Annotated in this window: 2 protein-coding genes; both read right to left on the bottom strand. The window is 39.7% G+C overall.

Going from position 1 to position 1,032, the window contains the following annotated elements:
- The coding region (locus tag FTV34_RS17705) for a hypothetical protein (protein ID WP_180070941.1) at positions 1–218 on the bottom strand (218 nt) is incomplete at its 3' end.
- A 15-nt stretch (positions 219–233) separates the two neighbouring features.
- The coding region (repM, locus tag FTV34_RS17710) for a replication initiation protein RepM (protein WP_180070942.1) at positions 234–1,032 on the bottom strand (799 nt) is incomplete at its 5' end.

Genomic DNA, 1,032 nt, shown 5'->3' on the forward strand with positions numbered 1-1,032 from the left:
AGCTTTTTTTGTATGTCCTGAATCCTTGTAACTAGACCATCCACACAATCCTTATGACGTTCATAAAGTGGGTGGTCTTTATTCTGCCAGTTATCCAATATTTCTTTGGCTTCGATGTACTCTTGTTCTAGTTTGTATAGTTGACCTTTCAGTCCAAAATTATCTTTATTCCAGATAGCTAATAGCTCGGTTTCACTTAGTTTTGATAAATCAGTCATTAGTAATACTCCCATTTAACCTTTAAAATCTGTTTCTGTTCGCAATGCCTTGAATATGCGTTTTGCCGTTTCTTCTCGCACACTGGACGGGTCACGTAAAATATTGGCAATCCATATTGCAAATGCTTGATAGTCCTTATTCCCTGCTAGGTCGCTGATACTGTGGACTTTAGACAATACTGAGCTATAAGTATTTATCTGACTGTCTGACAAGTTGCAGAACATATCAACCGTGCTTGGATCTCGTTCATGGTTGATTGTTTTAGGCTTGGATTTCTGTTTAAAGCTGAATGAAAACCCAATGATTGAACGTCCTCGCTTATGTTGCTCGTATTCTGCCTTAATGTCGGTATGGTCGTTAATTTGTTGAATAGCAGGCTCTAATACTCGTCTTTTAAACGATTCCATCCGTTGATGCTCTGTGTCCAATACACCAAGTCTTGACCTCAATTCCTTAGTTTCAAGCATTGATACTTTCCCAGTGCTACGCCATGCAATTAGTAGTTCATATAAACGTATGGCATAGGCACTCGTTAGGCTACTTACCTGCTCCAGTTCATAACTGGTGAAATGCTTCTCTAGGTTGGTGATCAGTGGCACAACATCATCTGAAAACCTGATACGGACAAGGGCTTCATTTTCAACATAGGACACACGCTGTACCCATCGGCTCATAACATTCTCAAGATTGCCTTTAGCCGTTAATTTTTGGTAACTAAAGCGACGCTCAAACAAGTTTTTGCAAGCATCCTTTAAGACTTTGTAGGCGGTGTTTCTATGGACATTGAAATGGTTAATGTAGCTTTCTGCATGG

Origin of the sequence: Acinetobacter sp. YH16038 (genome assembly GCF_013417275.1) — a bacterium.
Lineage (GTDB): Bacteria > Pseudomonadota > Gammaproteobacteria > Pseudomonadales > Moraxellaceae > Acinetobacter.